At 59.9% G+C, this 17,146-nt stretch carries 18 protein-coding genes and 1 pseudogene; 18 read left to right on the plus strand and 1 reads right to left on the minus strand.

Annotated elements, in window-relative coordinates:
- The first annotated feature begins 138 nt into the window (after positions 1-138).
- From EOA24_RS07010 to EOA24_RS07020, 3 genes are all read left to right on the plus strand, one after another.
- Positions 139-1,197 carry a sugar ABC transporter substrate-binding protein gene (locus tag EOA24_RS07010; RefSeq protein WP_127409685.1) on the plus strand — a complete coding sequence of 353 codons (1,059 nt, stop codon included), beginning with the start codon at positions 139-141 and terminating at the stop codon, positions 1,195-1,197.
- 137 nt (positions 1,198-1,334) lie between these two features.
- Positions 1,335-1,769, plus strand: coding sequence for a nuclear transport factor 2 family protein (locus tag EOA24_RS07015; RefSeq protein ID WP_127409686.1), 435 nt, complete (start codon positions 1,335-1,337; stop codon positions 1,767-1,769).
- Positions 1,770-1,841: 72 nt separating this feature from the next.
- A complete protein-coding gene (locus EOA24_RS07020; RefSeq protein ID WP_127409687.1) occupies positions 1,842-2,432 on the plus strand; it encodes a CGNR zinc finger domain-containing protein in 591 nt (196 codons plus the stop codon).
- A 14-nt stretch (positions 2,433-2,446) separates the two neighbouring features.
- Here the strand turns inward: EOA24_RS07020 and EOA24_RS07025 are convergent, their stop codons facing one another.
- Complete coding sequence (locus EOA24_RS07025; RefSeq protein ID WP_189343286.1) at positions 2,447-3,100, minus strand: GntR family transcriptional regulator; 654 nt, start codon at positions 3,098-3,100, stop codon at positions 2,447-2,449.
- 130 nt (positions 3,101-3,230) lie between these two features.
- Between EOA24_RS07025 and EOA24_RS07030 the strand changes: the two genes are divergently transcribed.
- The 15 genes and pseudogenes from EOA24_RS07030 to EOA24_RS07100 all read left to right on the plus strand — a co-directional run.
- A complete protein-coding gene (locus EOA24_RS07030; protein ID WP_126079598.1) occupies positions 3,231-4,112 on the plus strand; it encodes a fumarylacetoacetate hydrolase family protein in 882 nt (293 codons plus the stop codon).
- Positions 4,113-4,141: 29 nt separating this feature from the next.
- Entirely contained in the window at positions 4,142-5,080 is a 939-nt protein-coding gene (locus EOA24_RS07035) for a VOC family protein (RefSeq protein ID WP_210213582.1), read from the plus strand.
- 73 nt (positions 5,081-5,153) lie between these two features.
- Positions 5,154-5,867 carry an SDR family NAD(P)-dependent oxidoreductase gene (locus tag EOA24_RS07040; RefSeq protein ID WP_245491018.1) on the plus strand — a complete coding sequence of 238 codons (714 nt, stop codon included), beginning with the start codon at positions 5,154-5,156 and terminating at the stop codon, positions 5,865-5,867.
- A 56-nt stretch (positions 5,868-5,923) separates the two neighbouring features.
- Positions 5,924-6,961 carry a sugar ABC transporter substrate-binding protein gene (locus EOA24_RS07045; protein ID WP_127409688.1) on the plus strand — a complete coding sequence of 346 codons (1,038 nt, stop codon included), beginning with the start codon at positions 5,924-5,926 and terminating at the stop codon, positions 6,959-6,961.
- 33 nt (positions 6,962-6,994) lie between these two features.
- A complete protein-coding gene (locus EOA24_RS07050) occupies positions 6,995-7,444 on the plus strand; it encodes a nuclear transport factor 2 family protein (protein WP_127392214.1) in 450 nt (149 codons plus the stop codon).
- Positions 7,434-8,231, plus strand: a complete 798-nt coding sequence (locus tag EOA24_RS07055; protein ID WP_126079594.1) for an SDR family oxidoreductase — start codon at positions 7,434-7,436, stop codon at positions 8,229-8,231. Before EOA24_RS07050 ends, EOA24_RS07055 begins: the two co-directional genes overlap by 11 nt.
- Positions 8,228-8,989, plus strand: a complete 762-nt coding sequence (locus EOA24_RS07060) for an SDR family oxidoreductase (protein ID WP_126079593.1) — start codon at positions 8,228-8,230, stop codon at positions 8,987-8,989. Before EOA24_RS07055 ends, EOA24_RS07060 begins: the two co-directional genes overlap by 4 nt.
- Before the next feature lie 21 nt (positions 8,990-9,010).
- On the plus strand, positions 9,011-10,072 hold the full coding sequence (locus EOA24_RS07065; protein ID WP_245467274.1) for a sugar ABC transporter substrate-binding protein: 1,062 nt from the start codon (positions 9,011-9,013) through the stop codon (positions 10,070-10,072).
- Between the two features lie 53 nt (positions 10,073-10,125).
- Positions 10,126-11,163, plus strand: coding sequence for a sugar ABC transporter substrate-binding protein (locus tag EOA24_RS07070; RefSeq protein ID WP_126079592.1), 1,038 nt, complete (start codon positions 10,126-10,128; stop codon positions 11,161-11,163).
- A 59-nt stretch (positions 11,164-11,222) separates the two neighbouring features.
- The gene (locus EOA24_RS07075) at positions 11,223-12,749 is read left to right on the plus strand and encodes a sugar ABC transporter ATP-binding protein (protein ID WP_245501768.1); all 1,527 of its coding nucleotides are present in this window, start codon (positions 11,223-11,225) and stop codon (positions 12,747-12,749) included.
- Positions 12,736-13,740 (plus strand): ABC transporter permease, encoded by a 1,005-nt coding sequence (locus EOA24_RS07080; protein ID WP_127409690.1) that lies wholly within the window; start codon positions 12,736-12,738, stop codon positions 13,738-13,740. Before EOA24_RS07075 ends, EOA24_RS07080 begins: the two co-directional genes overlap by 14 nt.
- A gap of 12 nt (positions 13,741-13,752) precedes the next feature.
- The gene (locus EOA24_RS07085) at positions 13,753-14,145 is read left to right on the plus strand and encodes a VOC family protein (protein WP_127409691.1); all 393 of its coding nucleotides are present in this window, start codon (positions 13,753-13,755) and stop codon (positions 14,143-14,145) included.
- A 101-nt stretch (positions 14,146-14,246) separates the two neighbouring features.
- The gene (gene hisD / locus EOA24_RS07090; RefSeq protein WP_127409692.1) at positions 14,247-15,554 is read left to right on the plus strand and encodes a histidinol dehydrogenase; all 1,308 of its coding nucleotides are present in this window, start codon (positions 14,247-14,249) and stop codon (positions 15,552-15,554) included.
- Between the two features lie 152 nt (positions 15,555-15,706).
- Positions 15,707-16,960 (plus strand): Re/Si-specific NAD(P)(+) transhydrogenase subunit alpha, encoded by a 1,254-nt coding sequence (locus EOA24_RS07095; protein ID WP_127409693.1) that lies wholly within the window; start codon positions 15,707-15,709, stop codon positions 16,958-16,960.
- Positions 16,960-17,146, plus strand: a pseudogene (locus tag EOA24_RS07100) (NAD(P) transhydrogenase subunit alpha); the annotation flags it as partial. The gene EOA24_RS07095 and the pseudogene EOA24_RS07100, both read left to right, overlap by 1 nt.

Genomic DNA, 17,146 nt, shown 5'->3' on the forward strand with positions numbered 1-17,146 from the left:
TGTCTGGCCCATGATGCGCGCTCGTCTAGTCGGATAATTTTTTTTGACTATCATTGGACCGATCAGTCCAGTAGGCCCGAGCGGCTGAAGCTGCTGCTGCCTCGGGGATCAATCTAGCAGCAACTCTGGGAGGAACATTTGACCGCGAATAGATCGAGATCAATTGCAGCAGGGGCGCTGCTTCTGCTTGCTGGACTTCAGCCGGTGCTGGCCGAGGAGACGCAAGTCGATGTCGGACTGGACAAGCCCATTACCGTGACCAAAGGCGGGCTGAAGAAGATCGCGCTGTTCATAGAGATCGGGACCAATTCGGCCGTACAATCCACCGTCACCGGCGCGAAGGAAGAAGCGGCCAAACACGGTATCGAGGTCGATGTGTTCGATGCACGCTTCGATATTGCCCGCCAAGTAAACCAGATGCAGAACGCCCTGCTAGCCGGCTATGACGCCTGGGTCGTCGCGGCAATCGAAGGCAACCAAGTATGCGACATGGCTGCCAAAGAGGCACCCAAGGCCGGCATACCAGTTGCGGTGGTTACGATGTCGATCTGTGGCCGCTCGGTAAACGAGGGCGAGCAACTGTGGTCGCCGGGCACGTTGACCTATATCGGCGGTAACGAAACGCCGTCGGCTTTCAAGAAAGTGATTATGCAGGCGGTCAAGGACAAGCCCGGCCCGCAGAAAATCGCGCTTCTTACGGGGCAAGAGATTCATCCCATAACGCAGGCCTTTGACAAGGCGGTCGCCGCGGTCCTGAAGGAACACCCGGAGGTCCAAGTGGTGGCAACGCATAGGACCGACTATTCACCAGAGATGAACCAACAGAAGACCCAGAACATCCTCCAAGTGGCGCCTGACGTGGATGCCATCGTTGGCGTTTACACCAATATGTCGAAGGGTGCTGCAGCGGCGCTGGAGACTGCCGGCCGCGCTGGTCAGGTCCGTCTGTACGAGGCAGGGGGAACGAAATGGTCGGTGGACGCGATCAAGTCGGGCACAATCTCGGCTACGACTGGTTACTATCGAGCAACGGCCGCCGCGACCGCTGTGCGGCTTCTCGTGGATGCCTTCGACGGCAAACCAGTACCCCATGTCGTCCTCAATGATGGACATGCCCTGCTTCCCGGCCAAACCCCCGGTGAAGTTGCGATCATCACGAAGACGAATGTGGACGGATACGTGCCTGAATCGCCCTGAGCAGCTCTGTACTCCACATAGCGCGGGTCCCGGCGCCAGATCGCCTGGACCCTCCTGCGTTGATTATCCCATGCAACTGGCGCTGTAGGCCTCTCGCTCGCGATCAGGACGACGCGCCTTCTCGAGAAAGAAAAACCATGGACAATCCAATTGATGTTCTCAATGCGTTTTATGATGCCGAACGTCGCTACATGGCCGCGGGCGGCGCGGCCGCAGGTGCGTCGTTCGACGAGATGGCATCCACACTGCATCCCGACGTCGAGTTGCATCAATCGCCGGATTTGCCTTGGGGGGGCGAGTATCGAGGGCATGCCGGATTCCGGGAATGGTCGCTCAAGATGAGCGACGCCTTCGACCAGTTATCGGTTGAGGACGCGCGGTTTCTTGTTGCCGAGGACAAAGTAGTTATCCTTTGCCGACTGGTCACCCGCGCAAGACGTAGCGGTGACGTGCTCGATGCGCCTATGGCTCAGGTCGTGACCGTTCAGAATGGCCGCATCACAGAGTTTCGTCCATTCTACTGGCACGTACCTGACTACGTCTCCGCCGCGGGACACGCGCCCAGGACCTGAGGCCGGCTGGGCTGGTGTTGTGGACATCCTTGCGCGTATCGGCTAAAAAGGAACCAGCTAAGCAGGTTACCCATGGCACGCAAGATTTCCGCAGGCGATCTAGAATTCCGCTTCCGATCGAACCGGCTTGTGCTCGATTTCATCGCGACTGTGGGAGAGAGGGGACATCGCGACATCGAGCGGCTGGGCACCCTAGACGATCTGGATAGGTGGATCGAGGCGGCTGGCTTCGCGGTAAAAGATATCGTTCTGAAAGACGAGGACCTTGCAGATGCAAAGGCTCTCCGCGACGTTATGGTCCACGTGCTATCCGATGTTGTCGCTGGACGCACACCCGATCGCGCGGATGTTCACGCGCTCAATCAGGCCGCCAAACGACCGCCCTTGCGTCCTGAATTGGGGGAAGGGGGAGCCAGCCTGACCTGGCATGCGGACGTCCTCGTGCCGTCTATACTCTCGACGCTTGCTCGTGACTTTCTGCAACTGGTTGGCGAAAGAACCGATCTCGACCGAGTGAAGCGGTGCGCGGATCCGACCTGCAACATGTATTTTCTCGACTTGAGTCGCGCGAATAACAGGATCTGGTGCGCGACCGATGGCAGGGGGTGCGGCAACAAGGCCAAGAAGCGGGCTTTCGTCGCGCGCCATCGCCACACAAGTTGACCAGATGCCGCCTGTTAGCCGGCGACGATGCGGTATGTTGCCTGAAGGTGCTGGCGCAGGAGCTCCACCGCGTGGTCGGTATCGCGTGCCAAAGCCGCCGCGACGATCGAGCGGTGCTCTTCGTCGACGTTGCGGGTGTTGCGCTCCATGGGCACAGAAAGCCGCCGGAACCGTTCGCTCTGGCGAAACAGCGCTCTCCTAGTATCGGCAAGCCACCTGTTTTCCATGCCGGACGCCAACTCCTCATGAAGGTGAGCATGCAAGTCACTCCAAGACTCGTTCATCTGTGGAGGCAATTCATCCGTATATCTCTGCGTTGCGAGCAGCTGCCGCAAAGCCTCTTCAACTCGCCCCTCCCAGGCTCCGTCTCCGGATGCGATGGACAGGCGCAGGCAGATTGATTCGATCTCGATGCGGGCTTGGGTCAACTCCGCGAAATCCTGCGAGGAAAATTGGCTCACCTCGAACCCCTTCTTCGCCTTCAGTTCCACGAGCCCTTCACCTTGCAGGGCTGACAAGGCTTCTCGAACTGCGGGCAGAGTCACCTCGAGGCGCCCGCACAATTCGCTGATATTGAGCTTTTGACCCGGCAGAAGCCTGCCATGGAGGATTTCTAAGCGCAGTCGCTCCCTGACGAGGGACGCCTTGTTCGCCGGCTCCTGCTGCATCCGCGACTCCATTCCAAGCTTGAAAACGACCATATCCAACCTTTTACGCCAAAGATAATATATTATTGTTGACTCGCTGTCCTGTTCCAACTAGGTTCGCTTCAAGAGGATTTTCCCAGAGGAAATTAATATGCGGTTCAGGTCACTGCGGCGCTCCGGCGCTTTGGGCGTAGGTGTCTTTGTGGGCAACGCCTGGCGAGGAGCGTTTGAAAACGAAACAGGTTATGTAGGTTCTCTCGACCAATTGGTAGCGCGGGGCCGCGAAGGCCTTATCGAGGCCTTTCGGTCGCTTCGTGAGGCGCCGCTTCTTGATGATGCTGCGGTAGAGGTGCTGCCTCCACTGCGCACGCCCCCGAAGATCGTTTGCGTAGGGCTCAACTATTCCGACCACACCGCCGAAAGCGGATACAAGCAGCCGGAATATCCCACCTTCTTTCCCCGCTTCGCGTCGAGCCTGATGGGCCACGATGTTCCGATGGTGCGCCCCCGTGTCTCGGATACGCTCGATTTTGAGGGCGAGTTGGCCGTCGTTATTGGCGTCGGCGGACGACACATAGCGAAAGCGGACGCGCTTTCTCACGTGCTCGGATATTCAGTCTTCAACGACGGCTCGGTTCGGGAATATCAGTTCAAGACGCCGCAATGGACGATCGGAAAGAACTTCGATTCGACGGGCGCCTTTGGTCCGGATCTCGTTACGGCCGACGAGTTGCCAGAAGGTGCGGCGGGACTGCAAATCGAAACTCGCCTCAACGGTGAGGTCGTGCAATCGGCGTCGATCAATCAACTGATTTTCGACGTCGCCACGCTGATTGCCACGCTTTCGGAGGCGGTGACACTTGAGATTGGCGACGTGATCGTGACGGGCACCCCGTCCGGTATCGGGCACGCGCGCAACCCAAAGCTTTACATGAAGCCCGGGGACATTTGCGAGGTGGAGATAGAGCGTGTCGGGCTACTCCGGAACAGGATTCTCGATGAGGGCGAGGCTTCGGGTCTGCGCGCGGCGTAGAGACTTGGCAGGTCACTCGGGAGGACGACATGACAGCCTTAAGGGGATATATAGCAAGTGATGCCGAGGGTGGCGTTCTCGGTGTTCACTCACTCGACAGCTTCACATTCTCCGTTCCGGACCTCGCTCAGGCGGAAACGTTTCATGCGTCTTTCGGCCTGGATGTGCGGCAGGATGGGAACGGCCTTGCTCTTTGCACGTTCGGACACAGCCATACTTGGTGCCGCATTGCTGAGGGCCCGCACAAGTCGCTGGGCTACCTTTCCTTCGGGATTTTCGAACAAGACCTAGCGCCGTTTGCGCGACGGTTGGGCGACCTGGGCGTTCATCGTCTCGATCCGCCGCGAGGACTGGAATCCAACGGCATCTGGTTTCGCGATCCGGACGGCACATTGGTCGAACTCAAGGTCGCGGCAAAGTCTTCGCCGGACACCAAAGGCCATGGGCAGTTTCAGTCTTCTCCTCCGGGCGTTGCCGGTGCTCCTGCGCGAAGGAACGCGCCTGCCACGCGGCCTAACCGCATGTCGCATGTGCTGCTTTTCACGGCCGATGTCGATCGTGCCGTGAAGTTCTATGAAAGCGCTCTCGGTCTCGCGCTTTCTGACCGCACCGGCAATGAGATTGCCTTCCTGCACGGTCGTCATGGAAGCGACCACCATCTGGTGGCGTTCGTACGATCTACTGGACCGGGCATCCATCATACGAGTTGGGAAGTCGATAGCCTGAATGCGATTGGCCTCGGCGCGATGCAGATGGCCGACAAAGGCTTTTCCCGTGGATGGGGCCTTGGTCGACATGTCCTTGGATCCAACTACTTCCACTATGTGCGTGATCCATGGGGCAGCTATGCCGAGTACTCCTGCGACATGGATTTCATTCCCAAGAACATGGAATGGCGGGCAGGGGATCACGACGCGAAGATGCCTTCTATATCTGGGGACCGACACCGCCGGACGATTTCGCGGTGAACCATGAGCTGCGGGGGCGTTGACGGTGTCGACAGGGCCCCACCATTCGTCACTCGGCGGCAAGACCATACTTGTGGCGGGTGCATCCAGCGGCATCGGTAAAGCTACCGCGATACGTGTGGCTGAGGCAGGCGCCGCGGTCGTGTTGGTTGGCAGGCGATTATCGGAGTTGCATGCGATCGAAACGGCAATCGCGGCCGCCGGCGGCCAGGCCGTATCGGTGCAGCTCGACGTGACCGATACCACGGCCCTTGGTGCTGCGGTCGCATCGTTGCCGCGGCTAGACGTGTTGATCAACAGCGCCGGATTGAACATCCCGGAGCCGATCGCTGTCGTGACGGAGGAACATTACGACAGGCTGTTTGGGCTTAATCTGAAGGCAGCTTTTTTCCTCTCGCAGGCTGCGGCAGCCAAGATTGCTGCACATGGCAAGGGCGGCGCCATGATCCACATCACTTCGCAGATGGGGCACGTGGGCGCGGCGAACCGCACGGCTTACTGCGCATCAAAGCATGGGGTGGAAGGGCTGGTGAAGGCGCTGGCCATTGAACTGGCGCCAATGAATATTCGGGTTAACGCCATTGCGCCGACTTTCATCGAGACGCCGATGACCGCGCCGATGTTCGAAGATGGCGGCTTCCGCGCAGAGGTCATGTCGAAAATACCCCTGGGGAGGGTTGGAGTACCGCAAGACGTGGCGGAAGCCGCTGCATTTCTGGCGAGCGACGGCGCCGCGCTCGTCACGGGAACAAGCCTGAAAGTAGATGGCGGCTGGACCGCCCAGTGAGGCTGTTGTGGCCTGAACCGGGCAAGGACCAGGCATCTGTGTTGAGGGAGGATACAATGAAGCTGATTGCCTGTGCCTTGGCGCTCGGGATCTTTGGGGTTCAACCGCTCTACGCCGGGGAGACGGTCGACGTCGACGTGGGCGGCGGTATGGTTGTCAAGCTCGCCAAAGATCGGCCGCTGAAGATCGCTTTCTTTTCCGAAGGCACCAACAATTCCGCGATGACTGCAAGCATCGAGGGTGCCGAGGAAGCCGCGGCCAAGCATGGCTGGGCGATCGATGTTTTTGACGGGAGCTTCGATGCCGTCAAACAGAGCAACCAAATCGCGAACGCTCTGAATCGCGACTATGACGCTTTTATTGTCAAACCACTCGAAGGCAACACCATGTGTGAGCCCGCGTCGGTTACCGCGCCGCAGCGCAATATCCTTGTCGTCAACGCGGTGCTTCCGATCTGCGGACGTTCCGGAAAGGAAGGCGAGGCGCAGTGGTCCCCAGGAACGCTCGCCTATGTTGGTGGTACACAAACTCCGGACGCATTCCTGGAGGTGCTCCACAAAGTCCGCGAACTCGCGCCGGGGCCACAGAAGGTGGGCATCCTCACAGGCAACGACCTCAATCCCATTACGCTGAACTTCGAGGCCGCGCTGCAGCGGTTTCTCGCAGAAACTCCGGACTGGTCAGTGGTGGCCAAAGCGAGGACGGATTGGTCAACACCGGTAGCCTTCGAGAAGGCGCAGCCGATCGTGTCGGCTCATCCAGAGATCACACTGTATTTCTCGCACTACTCCAACATGACGCGCGGCATCGTTCAGGCACTAGAAGCGGCCGGCAAGCTGGGAAATGTGAAGGTGTTCGACGCTGGCGGCACGGCGTGGGCAAAACAAGCGGTCAAGGCCGGTACCATCGATTTCACGACCGCTCTCTATCTTCGTTCCAATGCCGCCGCTTCGATCGAGGCTATCGCCGCGGCGCAACGCGGGGAACCTGTCCCGCGAGTTATCCAAAACGAAGGCAAGCCGATCACCAAAGGTGCGCTGGTCCAATTCATCGATTCCTCAAACGTCGATGCCTACCAGCCAGAGGCCGACTGACCAAATGATGTCCGACAGGGAAGCGGCACGCCAATGAGCAATACAACGAACGCGGCTTTTGAAACGTTGATGCGTTTCTACGAGGCAGAAACGATCTACCTTTCCCCCAGCGGTGGTGATTTCGGCATTATCGCTGAAACCCTGGACGCGGAATGCGTGCTGCACCAGCCAGGCTCCCTGCCTTACGGCGGCGAATGGCGCGGGCCGGACGGCTTCAAGGGATGGATGGAGGCTTTCGGTCGCCAGTGGTCATCCCTGGAAGTGAAAAATCCGCAATTCTATCCGTCAGGTGAAGACGTCATCTTCAGCCGCTCGCATGTCTATGCGGTGTCGCGCCCGACGGGCCGGGAGGTCGACTGGCCACTGCTCCAGTTCTTCCGTGTACGAAACAACCGGATCCTGGAACTGCGGCCGTTCCATTGGGACACGGCGGCCATGTTGCCTGCGATGCGCGCAACCAGGGAGGACACGCATGCCCAATGAAATCGCAATCATCACTGGCGCGAGTTCAGGAATAGGCCGGGCGACAGCAGTACATCTGGCCAATCTCGGATATGACATCGGCATAACTTACGCAGGCAATGTCGACGGGGCGGAAGAGACCGCGCGCCGTGTGCGAGCCAGCGGCCGCAAAGCTGCAGTCCGACAGATGGAACAGACGGATCCCGCCTCGATCCGCACGGCGTTGGATGCGCTTGTGGCTGAGTTGAACGGCGTACATGTGTTCGTCAACAACGCCGGCACCCTCGCGTTTGATGACTTCTTGGAACTTAAATTGGACGATTGGAACCGGGTGCTCGCATGCAATCTCACCGGCGCTTTCGTTGCCGGCCAGATCATAGCCAATCACATGGTAGCCGCCGGCACGGCCGGTCGTATCGTCAATCTGTCGTCAGTGCACGAAGCCGTGCCCCTCAAGGGCGGAGCCGCGTACTGTGCGTCCAAAGCCGGCGTCGGTATGCTCACAAAGTGCATGGCACTTGATCTGGCGCCGCACGGTATCCGCGTGGCCGCCATCGGGCCGGGAGAAACGGCGACGCCGATGAGCGGCGCCAAGGAAGGTGAGGACGTAAGCGCACGCAAGCGTCCCGAACTTCCCGTTGGCCGGCCCGGCAAGCCCGAGGAAATGGCTGAAGCCATCGCCTATCTCGCCTCGCCGAACGCCAACTACACCACCGGAATAACGCTTTTCGTCGATGGCGGGCTCCTGCTCATGGCTGCAATCGGCAATCAGCGCACGATCATGGAATCGCTTGGAGCCCAAGGATGAAACGTCTGGCAGGTAGGATAGCAATCGTCACCGGTGGTGCGGGTGGGGTCGGTAGCGCGATCACCGCGCTCTTCGTGTCGGAGGGCGCCAAAGTCGCGATATTCGACAGCAAGGATACGGCCCCTGACGCGCTGGCGGCTCTCGGAGAAGCTGCTGTTCGCTACTGCAAGGTCGACATCACCGATGAAGGCGTCATCTCGGCAGCGATCTCCAACATTGCCGCTGAATGGGGCGTGCCGGATGTACTGATAAATGCCGCCGCCATCGCGGGTTCGGGAAAGCCTACCCATGAGGCAACGGTCGCAGACTTCGACGCGGTTTTCTCTGTCAACGTGAAGGGCACATTCCTTTGCACCAAGCACGTGATCGCCGGCCTTCTGGCGGCGGGCCAGCCAGGGAGCGTCGTCAATATCTCGTCGACCTACGGGGTCATCGGCAATGCCGACATCCCCCTCTACCACGGCACCAAGGCGGCTGTGCGGCTGCTTTCGAAGTGTGACGCCGTTACCTACGCGGGCAACGGCATCCGCTCGAACTCTGTCGTCCTTGGCTCGACGCGCACCGAGATGACGCAACGTGCAATGGAGGAAAGTGCGGAAGGGGCTGCCTATGTCCGTAACCTTATCGATGCTCACCCAATGAAGCGGCAAGCCGATCCAATCGAAATCGCACGCGTCGCGCTGTTTCTGGCCAGCGATGAATCAAGTTTCGTCACCGGAGCCGATATCGCAGCCGACGGCGGCTACACGGCTCAATGAACAAACCAAGGGAGGAAGGGAATGACTATACAAAAGATAAGGACGGCAGGTCTGGCTTTGGCACTTGCGGCAGCAATGGCCGCAAACTCCAGCCTGGCGCAGCCGGCAGCCGTGGATGTCGGCCAAGGTAAATCCGTTCAACTCGCCAACGACAGGCCGCTGAAGATCGCCTTCTTTTCGGAAGGCGCGAACAATAGCGCCATGCAGGCCAGCATTGACGGCGCAACGGAAGCGGCCAAGAAACTCGGATGGCAGATCGACGTCTTTGACGGCAAGTTCGATCCGGTGACCCAGCTCAATCAGTTGCAGAACGCCCTTGCGCGCGACTACGACGCCTGGGTGCTTAAGGCGGTCGAAGGCAACATCATGTGCGATGTCGCCACGAAAGATGCGCCGGCAAAGAACATCCTTGTCGTCACGGCCGTCCTGTCCATCTGTGGCCGCGGCGCGAACGAAGGTGCCGCGCTTTGGTCACCCGGAACCCTTGCCTATGTCGGCGGCGCAGAAACGCCACTCGCCTTCTTTCAGGTATTGGACCGGATGGGCAAGGAAAATCCAGGGCCCCAGAAACTTGGTGTGATCACCGGGCCTGAGCTCAATCCGATTACGAAAAACCATGAAGCCGCACTTGCGATGTTCAAGAAGAAGTATCCTGAAGTGAAGGTCGTGGCGATCGCCCGGACGGACTATTCGACGCCAAGCGCCCTGGAGAAGGCAGGGCCAATGGTCCAGGCAAACCCTGACATGACGCTCTACTATACCGCCTTCTCGAACCTCTCGAAGGGTCTTGTGCCAGTCCTGGAGGAGGCGGGAAAACTGGATAAGGTCAAGATCTACGACAACGGTGCGACTGCCTGGGCGGTAGAAGCCCTGAAAGAGGGCAAGATCGCGGTCTCCAGCGCCAACCGTCTGAAGTCCAACGCCTACAACGCGGTAATGGCAATCGCGAAGGCCCAGAACGGTGAGGCAGTAGCACGCGCGATCGGCGACCTCGGCGAGCCGCTGGTCGAAGGACAGCCTCCAACCAATCCGTATCTCATCGATAAAGGAAATGTCGACGCCTTCAAGCCGGAGGTGGAGTGATGTGGGCGCTCAACAGGCAATGGCAGCAGAGAGGCGAGGCCGTGAGGTCGACAATGAGGGTTCTGCTCATTGCAGGCATCGCCTCGACACCGGGAATGGCCTTCGCGAAAGAGGTGCAGGTTGACGTCGGACTGCCTAAACCGGTCGTCGTCAACACCGACCAGCCGTTGAAGCTTGCGCTTTTCATTGAGATCGGCACCAACAGCGCCGTCCAGTCGACGGTGACGGGGGTGCGCAACATGGCCAAGAAGTATGGCTTCGAGTTCGACGTGTTCGACGCTCGCTTCGACGTCGCCACCCAAGTCAACCAGATGCAGAATGCGCTGCTCAACGGCTACAACGCGTGGATCGTCGTGCCGGTGGAGGGCAGTCAGGTTTGCGAGTCTGTCACTAAGCTGGCGCCGGCGGCCAATGTCTTGGTGGCACAGGCTACAGGCACGGCTTGCGGACGCTCATCCAAAGAGGGCGATGAGCTTTGGTCACCGGGAACCCTCATCTACGTGGGCGGCAACGAAACGCCGAATGCGTTCGAGGCTGTGATGGAAAAGGCCGCGACTGATAATCCCGGCCCGCAAAAAGTTGGCATCCTGACCGGACCAAATCTGCATCCCATTACCGTCGCCTTCGACAAGGCACTCGAAGAGGTGAAAGCCAAGTATCCTGATTTCAAGGTCGTGGCTGTGCACCGGACGGACTACTCACCTCCTGATAATCAGATCAAGACGCAGACTATGCTGCAGGCAAATCCCGATCTTTCGATCATCGTCGGGGCCTATACCAACATGTCGAAAGGTGCCGTTCCCGCGCTCGAAGCGGCCGGCAAGCTTGGCACGGTCAAGGTCTACGAGGCTGGCGGCACGGCATGGTCGGTGGATGCGCTGAAGAAGGGTTGGATCAAGGCTACCACCGGGTTTTATCGGCAGACTGCGGCTGAGACAGCAGTCCAAGCGATTATCGAGGCTCGTGCCGGAAAGCCCGTGCCTCATGTGATCTTGAACGACGGTCATGCACCCATACCGGGTCAGAAGAGCGGCGAGGTTGGGATCGTAACGCTCGACAACGTCGGCGCGTATGAACCGCAATCACCCTGAATCGTTCCGCCGCGCGGCAGCGATGTCGCGCGGCCGAACACGCGATGGAGTTTAACCAGATGTCCATACCGGCTATTTCCCTTCTGGATGTGTCGAAGTCCTTTGGCCCTGTCGTGGCGTTGCAGCCGGTCAGTTTGGATATCGCCGCTGGGACGATCCACGCCTTCGTTGGCCAGAACGGCGCCGGCAAATCCACAACTCTCGGGGTGCTAGCCGGCCGCATCGAGCCGAGCTCGGGTCGCGTCTTGCTATTCGGCGAGGAAGCAAATCTAGGCAATCCTCGCGCCGCTCGCGCACAGGGCGTCTCTGCGATCTACCAGGAACTGACGATCGTTCCTGCGTTGAGCGCGGCAGCCAACGTCTTTCTCGGCCAGACTCTGGCCCACGGAGGTTTTCTCAAGGAGCGTGCCATGCATAGGCGCTTTTCTGATCTTTGCGCGCGCTTGGGGGTAAGTATCGATCCCGCGAGAGAGGCGCGCCAGCTTTCAGTTGCCGACCAGCAGATGCTCGAGATCATGCGTGCGCTGCAGGCTGATTCCAAGATCATCCTGTTCGACGAACCGACGACCGCACTCGCGCCTCCAGAGCGCGACGCGTTGTTCAACGTCATGCGCGAACTGCGCGATCAAGGCCACACCCTGATCTATGTATCGCACAATCTCGATGAAGTGCTTGGTATCAGCGAACAAATTTCTGTCTTTCGCAATGGCCGTTTGGTGCAGACGCAACCGAGAGCATCATGGACTAAGCAAGGCTTGGTCGCGTCAATGCTCGGCGAGGCGATGGGCGACATCTATCACCGACGAAATCGCACGCTCGCCAGTGTCGGCAGCCCGGTGCTCAAAGTTCGTGGATTGACGGTTCCGGGAGCGGTTACGGATCTTGCTCTAAGTGTATCAGCCGGGGAAATCCTTGGCATCGGCGGCCTGGTCGGAGCAGGTCGAACAACGTTCTTACGCGCCATTGCTGGGATGGAGCCCCGCGCACGCGGCAAGTTCGTGATTGCCGGACGCGAAGTCGCGTGGCCCACCGATCCGAGGACTGCACGTGATTACGGTATCGCCTTGGTTCCGGAGGACCGGAAGACTCAAGGCCTCGTCCTTGGAATGAGCTCAATGGATAATGTGGCAATGGCCAACTACGGCCGCGTCCGCAAGAGTGGGTTCGTGGACGCAGCGAGACTTAGAAGCCTCAGTCGAAAATCGACCGATCGCTTCGGTCTTGATCCGCGCCGGCTAGGCGATCCAGTCGGCAATTTGTCAGGCGGGAATCAGCAGAAGGTGCTGCTTTCCCGATGGGACTACGAACAGCCCAAGGTGCTCATGGTCGACGAGCCAACGCGGGGCATCGATGTCGGCGCTAAATCAGAAATACTAGACGCGCTGCGCGATTTCGCCGAGCGCGGCATTGCAGTGATTATCGTGTCCTCTGAGCTTGAAGAAATCGTCGCGGTCGCCGACCGTGTCGTCGTCCTTTCAGAGGGCAGGCTCGTCGACGAACTCGACCACGCCCGCTCCCCGCTCTCCGTCCATGCCATCCTAAATAGCGCCTTCGGCGTAGAAGGAAGCCGTCATGCTCAGCACTAATTCAGCAACCAGCGCCAAGCCCATCTTGGGTGGCGCCACCGAAATCCGTAGGCCCCGTTTCTCATGGGCCGAACTCGCAATGAAGTACGGCCTGCTGGCTGTGTTGGCCGTTCTCGTTCTCGTATCGCAGGTTCTCTATCCTCGCTTCCTCGATCCGTTGAACATCCGCAACATTCTTAGCCAGAATGCGCCACTCGGCATCATCGCGGTGGGAATGACACTTGTTATGATCACCAGAGGCTTCGACCTGTCGGTAGGGTCGATGTACGCTGCCGGGGCAACCATCTTCGCTAGTCTCGCGGTCGCAGGTTGGTCCCTGCCGCTGGCGGCAGGATTGGTCATATTGGTCGGCTTGGTCGGGGGGCTAATCAACGGGTTGACGATAACGCGGCTCAACGTCAATCCGTTCGTTGCGACGCTCGGCACGACTTCGATCCTTTCTGGTCTGGCGCTGCTCTATTCGAACTCCTCACCTTTCGTCGTGACCGATCAGGCTTTCACCTGGCTTGGACGTGGTGCCGTGCTCGGGATTCCGGTCAGTGTTTGGCTCATGGTGCTCGTCTTCGGTATTGGTGAGGTCGTTCTCTCAAGAACCACCTATGGGCGTTCCCTTTACGCCATAGGCGGGAACGATGAAGCAGCACGGCTCGCCGGTTTGCGCACCGTGCTGATCCGGGCTTCCTCCTACGTCATCTGCAGCGGATGCGCTGCCGTTGCGGGTATGATCATAGCCTCGCGCCTCTCGATCGGTCAGGCGGACATCGGCTCGACGATGGCGCTAGACGCGATCGCCGTCGTGGTGATTGGGGGCACGTCCTTAATGGGCGGCGAAGGGGCTGTCTGGCGCAGCGCCATCGGATTGCTGATTGTCGCGGTGCTGACGAACCTGCTCGACTCGCTGGCCGTCGATTCCAACTACCAACTGGTGATCAAGGGCACGATCGTGGTCGCCGCCGTTGCCCTGGACGCCTACGCGCGCACTCGGCGATAAGGCGAAGCAACTGTGCACCATGTGGCCATCAGCGTACGCGATCTTGCCGCCAGCCTGGCTTTCTATGCAGGTTTCGGCTTCGAGAAGGACGCCCAGTGCCAGCTTTGGGATGGAGAACTCACGCTGACGGTGCTTGCCGGACCGCATGGGCGACTGGAGTTGTTCAGCTCCATTCGGCCCGTGATGGCGTCGGATCAAATGGCTTCGCTTCGGACGGATCTGCATCAAATCGGCGGGAAGCATTTCGCGTTGGAGGTCTCGGATCTTGCGTTCGAAATCCAAAGACTTCGCTCGCTAGGCGTGACCGTAGAGGGCGATGCTGCATCATCCGCGTTGGGCTTCGACTATGTGTTTGTCCGCGATCCGAGCGGAAACTGGATCGAACTGCTGGAAGTGCAAAAATAATATATTATTCTTTGACTTTGCTGCGCCGCCCGTTATAGACGCTTTTGCCAGAAAGAAGTGCAGCACTCTCCGCGCTAGGCGAAAACGAAAGAGGTTCGGAAATGGTACGCTACCTTAAATCAGCTCGGCCAGAAGCGGAGCGCAAGCAAGACGACGCCAAGGTGCGCGGCGCCGTTGAGGCCATTCTCGAAGACATCGAAATGCGCGGCGACACCGCGGTTCGAGAACTGTCGACCAAATTCGACAACTACGCCCCTACTTCCTTCCGTCTGTCGGAGCGCGAGATTGAGCTCTTGATGTCACAAGTGTCCTCGCGGGACATGGAAGATATCAAGTTCGCACAGCGACAGGTACGCAACTTTGCGCAGGTGCAGCGTGATTCCATGAAAGATGTGGAAGTCGAGACAATACCAGGCGTAATCCTGGGCCACCGCAATATCCCGGTTCAGTCCGTCGGCTGCTACGTGCCGGGTGGTAAATTCCCGATGGTTGCGTCAGCACACATGTCGGTTGCCACGGCGAGCGTCGCCGGCGTGCCACGTATCGTGGCCGCGACTCCACCCTTCAAGGGTAAGCCAAATCCAGCTGTCATTGCTGCCATGAAGCTTGGCGGTGCTCACGAGATCTATGTTCTAGGTGGTATCCAAGCCGTCGGCGCTATGGCGATTGGCACGGAAACCATGCAGCCGGTTCATATGATTGTCGGTCCCGGTAATGCGTATGTCGCCGAAGCCAAGCGCCAACTCTTCGGCCGTGTCGGAATCGACCTTTTCGCCGGCCCGACGGAGACGATGGTGGTCGCCGACGAGACGGTCGATGCTGAACTTTGCGCGACGGATCTCCTCGGCCAGGCTGAGCATGGCTACAATTCACCGGCGGTGTTGGTGACCAACTCCGAGCGGCTGGCGCGCGATACGCTTACCGAAATCGAACGGCTGTTGACGATTCTGCCGACGCAGGAGACAGCCCGTAAGAGCTGGGACGACTATGGTGAGATCATAATCTGCGACAGCTATGAAGAGATGTTGTCCGTTGCAGATGAGATTGCGTCCGAACATGTTCAGATCATGACCGATAGGGACGACTGGTTCCTCGAAAACATGCGCTGCTACGGGGCGCTGTTCTTAGGACCGCGGACGAACGTCGCGAATGGCGACAAGGTAATCGGGACCAACCATACCCTGCCGACAAAAAAGGCCGGACGCTATACGGGTGGTCTCTGGGTCGGCAAGTTCCTGAAGACCCATTCCTATCAGAAGGTACTGACTGACGAAGCTGCGACGCTTATCGGCGAGTACTGTTCGCGGCTCTGCATGCTTGAGGGGTTTGTCGGTCATGCCGAGCAGGCCAACATCCGCGTGAGGCGCTACGGCCGGCGAAACATTCCATACGGCGTTGCTGCCGAGTAAGCGTGGCGATCACCCGCCGCGACTTCGAAACGACCCCCATTCATCGGTGAGCCGGTGGTGCCTCCCAAGGCGAGAAGGCGGCTGTCGCCGATCTGCTCGGCGGCAGCCGCACAGCGCGGCATGATATCGAAATCTCCAATCTGGGACGTCCGGTGGCTCGAGCTATTTTCATACCAAGAGAATTGGATCCCAACGAGCCGCGCGTGGCGGCCTCGCCGGAAACGGTCAAGCGTCTGGCTGGTCTCGGCTTCGACGTGATCGTCGAGAAGGGGGCCGGCCTCGGCTCCCGCATCCTCGACCAGGATTTTGCCGCGGTGGGTGCCGCGATCGGCAAGGCTGCCGACGCGTCGAAGGCCGACGTCGTGCTGAAAGTGCGCCGGCCCACGGATGCCGAGCTGAAGGGCTACAAGCCGGGTGCGGCCGTCATCGCCATCATGGATCCCTACGGCAACGACGCCGCCGTGGCCGCGATGGCCAAGGCCGGCATCACCGCTTTCTCCATGGAATTCATGCCGCGCATCACCCGCGCGCAGGTCATGGACGTGCTGTCCTCGCAGGCCAATCTCGCCGGCTACCAGGCGGTGATCGATGCTGCTGCCGAATATGATCGCGCATTGCCGATGATGATGACCGCGGCTGGCACCGTGCCGGCGGCGAAAACCTTCATCATGGGCGTCGGCGTCGCCGGCCTGCAGGCGATCGCCACCGCGCGCCGTCTCGGCGCCGTGGTCACAGCCACCGACGTTCGCCCGGCGGTGAAGGAGCAGGTGCAGTCGCTTGGCGCGAAGTTCCTGGCGGTCGAGGACGAGGAGTTCAAGGCAGCCGAGACCGCCGGCGGCTACGCCAAGGAAATGTCGAAGGAATATCAGGCCAAGCAGGCCGCGCTGACGGCCGAGCACATTGCCAAGCAGGACATCGTCATCACCACGGCGCTGATCCCCGGACGTCCGGCGCCGAAGCTGGTCTCCGCCGCCATGGTCGCCTCGATGAAGCCGGGTTCGGTGATCGTCGACCTCGCGGTGGAGCGCGGCGGCAATGTCGAGGGCGCGGTGCCCGGCAAGGTCGTGACGACGGAAAACGGCGTCAAGATCGTCGGCCACCTCAACGTGCCCGGCCGCGTCGCCGCCTCGGCCTCGCTGCTCTACGCCAAGAACCTCTTCGCCTTCCTCGAGACGATGGTCGACAAGGCGACGAAGACGCTTGCCATCAAGCGCGACGACGAGCTGGTCATGGCGACGATGCTGACGGACGGTGGTCGGGTCGTGCATCCGAACTTCGCCAAGGCCGCGGAAGAGCCTCGCACCGAGCCGGCGGCCATTCCGGCGACGACCATGGTTGCCGAAGCCGCCGACGCGAAGCCTGCGGCAAAGAAGAAGGCCGCAGCCCAGCCTAAGGGGACCGCGTGATGGACGCCTTGCAGAAAGCCCTCGACCAACTCGACCAGGCGACCGCCGCCGTGCGGCTGGCGGTGCAGGATCTGGCCAACAACGCGCCGGGCGCGGCCGATGCCGCAAGCGGCGCGGCGCATGCGCTCTCGGGCGGCGCCATCGATCCCTTCGTCTTCCGCTTCGCCATCTTCGTGCTGGCGATCT

It is taken from the genome of Mesorhizobium sp. M2A.F.Ca.ET.039.01.1.1 (assembly GCF_003998035.1).
In the GTDB taxonomy this organism is placed as follows: domain Bacteria; phylum Pseudomonadota; class Alphaproteobacteria; order Rhizobiales; family Rhizobiaceae; genus Mesorhizobium.